Source organism: Ruegeria sp. BHSA162, assembly GCF_059613385.1.
Map to the genome: position 1 here is coordinate 1 of NZ_JBXWSK010000113.1, position 8,474 is coordinate 8,474.

The 8,474-nt window shown below is 53.7% G+C and carries 3 protein-coding genes; all 3 read right to left on the minus strand.

Annotated elements, in window-relative coordinates; genetic code table 11:
- Positions 1–10: 10 nt before the first annotated feature.
- Positions 11–946: a hypothetical protein gene (locus AC2FM5_RS18545; protein WP_496737360.1), complete on the minus strand. Its 936-nt coding sequence runs from the start codon at positions 944–946 to the stop codon at positions 11–13.
- A 148-nt stretch (positions 947–1,094) separates the two neighbouring features.
- Positions 1,095–5,075 (minus strand): type ISP restriction/modification enzyme, encoded by a 3,981-nt coding sequence (locus AC2FM5_RS18550; RefSeq protein WP_496737363.1) that lies wholly within the window; start codon positions 5,073–5,075, stop codon positions 1,095–1,097.
- 13 nt (positions 5,076–5,088) lie between these two features.
- Positions 5,089–8,220: a helicase-related protein gene (locus AC2FM5_RS18555; RefSeq protein ID WP_496737366.1), complete on the minus strand. Its 3,132-nt coding sequence runs from the start codon at positions 8,218–8,220 to the stop codon at positions 5,089–5,091.
- Between the last annotated feature and the right edge of the window lie 254 nt (positions 8,221–8,474).

Here is an 8,474-nt window from a genome sequence, read left to right on the forward strand (position 1 = left end):
GAGAAGCACATCATAGGTCCATATCCCGCGAAACCTCTACTCTTAGAACACTTATGCCGCCTGGATTGTCGTCCTCGACCGTCTGGAAGCCGTCAAAAGGCGGTCTCCAGTCGACTCCCCGCAATTTACGACTGCGGCCCTGCCCCCCAGTCGGTGCCTTTACACAGGCCATCGCTGTAACGCCCCGGGGAGATTGGAGAGGGCCAATTGTCGGTGCATGTCTGAATGCTTTTTTAAATGTCACATTTAGCAGCAAATCAACCACCCGACTCCAGTCATCAGTCCCACCCAGAAATGCAACTCGCCCAAAATTGCGAGTGCTGCCGCCTATCATCTGAGCGATAAAACCACCAAGAGTGGGCTCCGTCGTTATTCGGTGCGGAGTCGGTGAGGCACTATGCTGAGTCCATTGGGGAGGTTGCTTGCGCGATTTCTTGAAGTGTCGATCTATCACTCCGAAAGTACCCGACTCCCCAGTCCCGACACCTGTCAGGGAATAGGTACTGGTTCCATAAACAGGATCGCGGAATCTAAAGCTCGGCCAATGCTGAAATAGATGAAGCTGTTTTTTGCTCGACGGCCCGGTCAGCGAGACGCGTTTGGCTTTCGATGCCATTTTTGCTTGTATCAGGCTAGCTCGTCGCTGGACCTGCCCGACCGGATCAATATGATCTACGACGACCAGCAAGTCTGCGAGTTCACATCCTGCCTTCGTACCGCTGGGGCCGACAAACTCAACCACCGGCGCAGCGTGGCAAAAGACGCCGTGCATCTTCAGAGAGCATCCATGCGGTTTGAGTAAGGGCTCCCATGCAGCCCAGATGCCGCGCACACCTCCAAGAGTGATTGCGGCGACGAAGCCGACTTCGGTACGCGGCGGCGCACGCATTCCGGTTGAGCCGTGTAGCAGCATCTGGTCCACGACCGCATCAGCCGACAAGGTCATCGATGCTAAGAGTTTTGGCGACAATCCCTTCACGCGTAAAGCAACCTTGGATGACAAGGTCGGTCGACGGAGATGCCCCGCGTCCGTGAGTCCTTCTGCCTCCGTGGTACGTCAAGCTGGTCGCAGAAGTCCGCAGTGAAACTCCATTTCAATTTGAAAACCTCTGGCGCGTATAGGTGTGTTGTTCGCTTGCGTTGAGGCTGACAGTGGCGTTACCGCGGCGAATGAAGAACTCGTGCTGTCCCTGAAAGTCGACGAACACCGGCTCTTTCGCAGCAGTAACATCGATCACGCAAACCTTCTTACCATCTGACGCATCGCCAAACCGCATCTTGCAGTGCTGTGAGTACGGAGCGCCGATCGAACTAGAGAAGACGTTCAGGAGCGTTTGCTCGAAGACATCGAGGCTGTTCTTGAGCAGTTTTAGGTCGTGCTCTAGTCCAAGGATCTCCTTGTCATCTGTGACGCCGATAACCAGAGTGCCGCCATCCGAATTCATGAATGCCGCAAGGGTCTTTAAGACTTGTTTCTGAAGGGCCTTGTTCTGTTTTCCTTCTCGCATGTCCCATTGGAACGTGCTTTTGAACTCAAGCTCTCTGCTTTCGTCTGCATCAATAATTTCTTCCACCGTCGGAGGCGGAGGCGGCGGCTGGTAGAAGGCATCTGGCCAACCGCCGTGCTTATCGATCACCTTGTCGATTTCAGCCATAAGGCGGCGGGTCTCCGTCAGGGCGACTACGACGCGGCGGTAGTGCAGGATGTCCTCGTCGGTCAGGACGCGCCCGGGGTGAGGGTTGTTACCGCCCTTACCGGCGCGGTCCTTCAGCCATTTCTCGCAGACCTGATAGCCGCCGACACGGAACTCCCATGTTGCTTTCGGAACGTCCTCAAACCAGCGGGTACGATTGATCAACACCTTGCCGTTTTCGTACTTCGGAAAACCCTTCTCGACCCGCGTTTCGCCGGAACCGGCAAAGCGGACCTCGGGTTTTTCGAGGGTTGGGGCCTCGTCCGGGCGCAGGAGGTGCAGGGCAACCAGGTCGCGGCCCAGTGACACAAGATCGGTAAAGGTGGCGCGATCCTTGGGTGTGGGGATGCGGGGGAAGTCGGATTTCAGGAACTCGGCATAGCGGCTGCGATATCCGGGGCTGTGGAGCACGGAGTAGATGTAGTCGTACATGTCGCGAGGGCCGAAGATTTCGGCGAGATCGCCTCGTCCGTGCCAAGGCGTGCCGGGAAGGCCAAGATGAGCAGCCTGTGAACGCCGAAAATCTGAACCGCAACTCTCCTGTTTGCCGCGGGGGATCCCGTCCTCGTAGTTCAGCCCAATTATTTTGCCGAAACTCGATAACAACGCTGAATCGATGTTTGGACGGTGAAAGTATTCGCCAGCTGATAGCTTAAGCCAAAGCGGAAAGGCCGAAACATTGTCAACCGAGCTGCAATACCCTTTGTCTGAGATTGTATCCGTACACCAGTAAAGGTTTGGCACCTCTGAGCGACTCTTTCGTGACACAAGAAGCGCAAAGTTTTCGGATACCTGCACGAAATTCTGCATTACTGGCAGAGCCGGGCTCGAGATCCAATCCTTTTGAAAAAATATCTGGCGTTTATCAAAAGGTCTGTAGTCGATCTCCCGAATGTAACTACGCAAATTCTTCCCCTTGAGGGCCACCCTTGCCTTAGAGAAGTCCCATGCCTTCTTGACGTTAATCTTTAGCGTTTCGACCAAGTCATCGTCAGTTAGAGTCGACTGTTGAATTACGTTCATGCGCTCTACGACGGATTCAGAGTCAAAGTCTGTAACCAGCCAATCCCTGCCAGTCTTTATGGCTTCGGAGAAGAGTCCCTGAAGATCATCTAGTCCCAAGTATCTGTTGTACTCTTCATCTAAACGCAATGACTCCACAGCAAGAAGGCGACCAGATTGATTCGGTCGCTGAAGATAGTAGTCAATTCCATTTGCTGTTTTAGTAAGTAGCCAGTCGTACTTACTTACCCTCCGTCCTTGTAGGTCATGGAATTTCCATGAATCTTCACTCTTACCACACGTCGAAAACAACGAGATTGCAACCGGCTGCTCAATGTCGAAAACATTTTGATCATCAGCGGCCACATGCGCACTACCACGTACAGACGCTCCATGTAGATCCACAACTCGCCTGATCCCAAAGCCTTCCTCTTGCCATTCGCGCAGCCCTTTTAGACTATCCGATCTAGTGAAAGTGCTATTTGTAATAAATCCGAGGCATGCAGTTACGGATTGGGAGGCAAAAAGCATACATAAAGCAAAGAACTTTACATAGTCGTCATTTATGTTTCTCTCGAATTGAAGCTGATTTCTCTCCCTTATCTTGTTCCCCCTGAAATAGCGAACACGCTCGATGAACGTTTTCGCTTGTTCTGTGAGGTTGGAAGAAAAGTTGGAATATGGAGGGTTGCCAACAAAAATAGTGAAACGCGCCTTAGCCTTGGCATCGTTGGCAGCTTGTGCTTCGTGTGCAAGTGCTTCGGACATGAAGATGAACTCCATATCCGGATCGCGTGCCGGTTCCAGTGCGTTGGTCAGAAAGATGCGCGCTCGCACGTCTGATCCGAAGGTGTAGCCTGTCTCCGAAAGCTTAAGCCCCACCTTCATGTGCGCGATTGTGTAGGGCGCCATCATGAGCTCGAAAGCCGTAACACGCGGAAGTAGATGCTTCGGGACATAGTCGTTCCAAGCCGATTTGATCTCAGCCAACGACTTCCCTTCCGCCTTCCAGTGCTCCTCCATCCGTTTGTGGATCAGGTCGATCACCTCGACGAGAAATGTCCCGGTGCCGGTGGCCGGATCCAGTATCTGAACGAAGGGCTCGTCTGGCTGCACATGCGCCGGGATGGCGATGCGATCGTTCCGAGCCGAGACCTCGGCCCAAGTGCTGGTATCGGCGAGGCCCAGAGGCAACCCGAACTCCGTCCGCAGGATTTCGTCCACCCCGCGGACGATGAAGTTCACCACTGGTCGGGGCGTATAGAAAACTCCGCGCTGCATACGCTTCTGCGGGTCGTATTCCTTCAGAAACAACTCGTAGAAGTGGATGACCGGGTCTTCTTTGGGATTGCGGTCGCCAAAGTCGCGCAGCACCGCCTCCATGTCGGCATCATTCAGCACGTCGACGACATCGCGGATGCCAAGCTCGTCGAAGTCGAGGCCCGTCCGCTTGTCCCGCCCTCCGATTTTGAGGAAATTGCCAAACAACTCCTTCAGGAAGGGGTTCGTCTTCGGCACCATATCGGCCAGGTTGTCGGCGATGATACCTTTGGTACGTGAAATACGCGCGGCCAGCAACCCGTATGCAATGGTTTGGGCGAACATGTCGGCGAATCCATCGTCATCAAGATCGTGGATCAGATTCTTGCGGAAAGCCATTTGCATTGTGCGCATGGGGCCACTGTCATCTTCGGCTTCAAGCAGCTGATTGACCCGTGCACGAATATCGGAGGCAAGGTCTGCCAGACGAATGGCCAAGTCCTTCGAGGTCTTAATCACCTCGTTCAGGCGAAGCTCGAACGCCGAAGCCCAAGTATTTCGCCAGTGCTCGCTGTCCTCGGGGTCGTCGGGCCAGATCAGTTTCTCACGGAGTAGCCGAGCGACGTGTTCGTTATGGAGGCGGGTATCTTGAGCATTCCAACCCAGCACCTTCATTACCGGTAGGTCGCCCGCTGCCTTACCGTCTGAGAAGTGAATGAAAGCCAGTTCCCGTGCGCCCGATTTCCCGAAGCTGGCTGCGAAGATCAAGTCGCTCTTGTCCCAGGCTCGGCGAGCCGAAGTCTGCGCAGCTGAACGCTTCTTCACCACCAGCGCCTTCAGGATGCGACGCAGGACAGTCACCGGGATCGCTTTATCCTCCATCGAGATGAAGAAGATGCCCCAGGGCTGGTTCGTTGCCAAAGGCCGCAACTGATGGATTTCACGGATCTTCGCCGTCTCGTTGGGCTTTAGACCGAGCTCGCTGGCCTCGTATTCGAAGACGATGTCATCGAAGCCGTAGTCCTCGCCAATCGGCCATTCGAGCTTGTCGCGAAGGAGTTCGACCAGCTGTTCGAAGTTGGATACACGGTCTAGGTCGGCGGCACTTACGATACCCATCAGGCAATAACCCTCAATTCAATTCCATCCACGCCTTCAGGATCGGCTTCACGCCGACAGGGGCCTGGACCTTACGCAAATATGTCTTAGCGATATGCTTCTCGACGGACCTTCGCAGCTCAGAAAGCTTTTCCTGATCAACCTGAACGCGCCGGGGCGTCTCGGGCTCGCAGCGCACGAACTCAATGATACGTGAGGCATCCTCCAAGATCGCATTGCTTTCGAGATCTGATAGATACCATTTCACGTCGCCAGCCTCGGTGGACCAGACGTCTTGCCCGTCCCTCTCCGAAGCCTGGCGATCATGCGCTGGCCGTGAATAGCAGAAAAAGACGCCACGGGCTCCGCGCTTCGAGTGCTGTTTGCCGGAAAACACCGCGTCAGGGAGGCTGGACAGATGTGCCTCTAGCTCCGGGTTGGCCGCGAGGAGGTCCTGCCATTCCAGATGCATCTGTTCGTCCGGGCTTGCGGTGCCTTCATACTGCTCTGTGAAGTTGCGTAGGTCTTCATAATCATCATCCTCGCGCAGCAACTTTTTGCCCTCAATGCCGAGCGTCTTCGAGATGCGGAGCGTCTTGTGCGACACACGGTTATATAGCCGAAGGAGTTCATCGAGTTCATCCGGCGGCAGGAAGTTCCAGTAGCCGACGGTTCCCCGCAGATTCTTCTGCTCCGGATGATCGGCGAGTATTCTTTTTTCGATCTCCGGGTTCATTCGACGATCAACGCGACCTATCCGTTGCATTAGTCGCACGGGATTCCAGTGCAGGTCATAGTTGATGAGACGCGTCGCATCCTGCAGGTTGAGACCTTCAGAAAGCACATCAGTCGAGATCAGCACTCTGATCTCGCTCACACCGCGCTGGGCAAGGTTTCCGGAACTCGACTCGTTGTAGTAGGGAGCGAACCGCTGGATGATTTGTGACCGATCCCCCTTGGTGCCGCTATCGATCTGGTCAACGCCCTCGATACCGGCCTCCTTCAGTTGAGCAGCAACATATCGGGCGGTCTCGCCGAACTCGGAGAAGATAATCACTTTCTGATCCCTAAGGATCGGATCATTCTTAAGCAACTTTTTGAGCTCATTAAGTTTTTTGTCTTGAGACGGTTTGAACTTTTCAAGCTCTTTTAGGAAGTCCGCAAGCTGATCCAAGTCCTGGATCGTGTCATGAACAATTTTCTCGATATCGAACTCGTCACGGGGAAGCTTTTCAACCGCATCTCGTAACTCCTCGGGGTAGAGGTCTTCTTCTCCGTCAGCTTCATCGAGAAAATCAAGCTGCGGCTCATATCCGATGAGCTTTCCGTTTCGGCGCTTCCATCGCTCGACGGCTTCCCGTTCGTGTTCGGTTTCGGCATTCACATCCAACCATGCCAGTAGTTTATAGAGCAATCGCCAGCATGAGAGCCTGAACGCTTCGGCCGAGCTTTCAAAACGCTTCAAGAAGTTTGTTCTGATTAGCGCCACCACCTGTTTCCGGCGACCCTTTTCCATGGCAGGGATTATCTCAGGGTCATCGCCCTTGTAATAGGCGTATGGGTTGTAAATGCCGAGGGTGAACAGAGGAACGCGCTTGTGGAAAGCATCAGCCACCATGTCGAGTAGTTTCCCATAAGTCTGCTTCACCGAGTAAAGCGCGACCTTGGGTTTACGTGGTTCGGGAAAGACAACGGCGCCTCCACCTTCGCGCTGCATACTAGCCTTCACATAACTTCGGCTCCGCTGAACAACCAGCGCGTCAAAAAGTGAATCTGTCGCGAACAGGTCGCCTATGTCAGTTGCGTTGATTTCTGCAACCTCTTCATCCCCATTCGATCCCAATTGCCGCTCAATTGATCTCTCCAATTGCCGTATGTGCCCTGCGAGAGAATGGATTCCAAGCGGCGCATCAGCGAAGTGATCAGTGCGGTGCCTTGAGAATAGCTCGACCATGTGCTGGAAATCTAACAGGCTGTTGTTGATCGGCGTAGCGGTCAGCATGTACATTTCCTTGCCTTCGGCGAGGTCATACATTCGCCAATAGCGGGATTTGCGCTTTGAACCTTCTTCACCGCGCGTGCCGGTGTTCCGGAAGTGATGTGCCTCGTCGATGATGATGACGTCGGCCTGAGCTCTGACTTGCTCCAATTCCTCCTGCATCTTTTCGCGCATCAGGTCTGTATGACTGAAGATTTTCAGCCTACTGAAGCCCTTGAATACATCCGGAAGTCGGTTTCTTAGTTCTCGTTCCCAAACAGGCGACTTGGCTGATTTCGGTACAAATAGTGCGACGTTCTTGTTTTCGTGCTTAACGAAACGTTCAATTAGCATGAGGCCGATGAAGGTCTTGCCCAGGCCGACTCCGTCGCAAAGAAAGGCGCCGCCGTATTTTGCTGCCCTCTTTAGCAGCGCACCGTATCCGTCCCGCTGGTAGTTCGCGAGGACCGGATAGAGCCTAGAGGAGTTCTTCTCCCACTCAGTTGCGGTCTCCTCATGCCCAGAGAAGTAAAGCTGCATCGACCGCGCATAGACATCGAACGGGTTGTAATCGCGTGTGTGGCGCTCAAGGGTCTTGAGGACTTCAATCGATACGTTTTCGGCTTCCTGCCAGCGTTCCTCATACCATTCTTGCAGTACCGCCACCGGGGTACCTGTAATCTGCACGTTTAGTTCGATATTTTGGGTGAGGCCTGGGACCGTGAAGTTCGAAGAACCAACTAGCGCTGATGATCCAACCACTTCGAGGCGTGCATGTGTGATGTAGGCTTTGGCATGGAATTTGTCCCGCCTGTAGACACGGCACTCGATCTTGCCGGATCTGATCGCCTCGACGATCGCTGGAACTCCATTGAGGAAGTGGTTCTTGTCCTTTTCTTGCGCGATGCTCTTGTCAAGGCGACAAGCAATGTCTTGAAGCCCGGCTTCGAAGGCGCGTTTGGTGCGCTTTGATACCTCGTCACCCATCAAGATTCGGATGTGATCGACTTTTTTCCATTCCTCTCCAAGTGCCAGTAGCGCACCAATTTCGAAGTAACCCGTCGCGATATCGATCGACTCAGAAAGCTGACACCAGTCATGGAGGTAACGGAGCGCCTTCCACTCATCGGCGCTATTGTCGACAATGAACAGCTCGCTGCCAGCTCTGTGGCTCTCTCTCTTCGGCACTACTCGCCTCGGTTGTTAAGTGTATCTTTCGCCCTTCCGAGCATCTATTAGGCAGCGCGACAATGCAACATGAAGTACACTAATTTCAATAAGTTGCGTTTAGTTACTTCGACTGAACGTACAACTTTCAGTTATCACACCACTTTCGCCAGTTTTGATGTCTTAAGCACTTGAACAGCAGCGTTCTGATTTCAGTAGGTGAGGTTTGGACTTCTCGAACGGTGGACGCTCTGATTTGTTGCGTCTCGATCCCT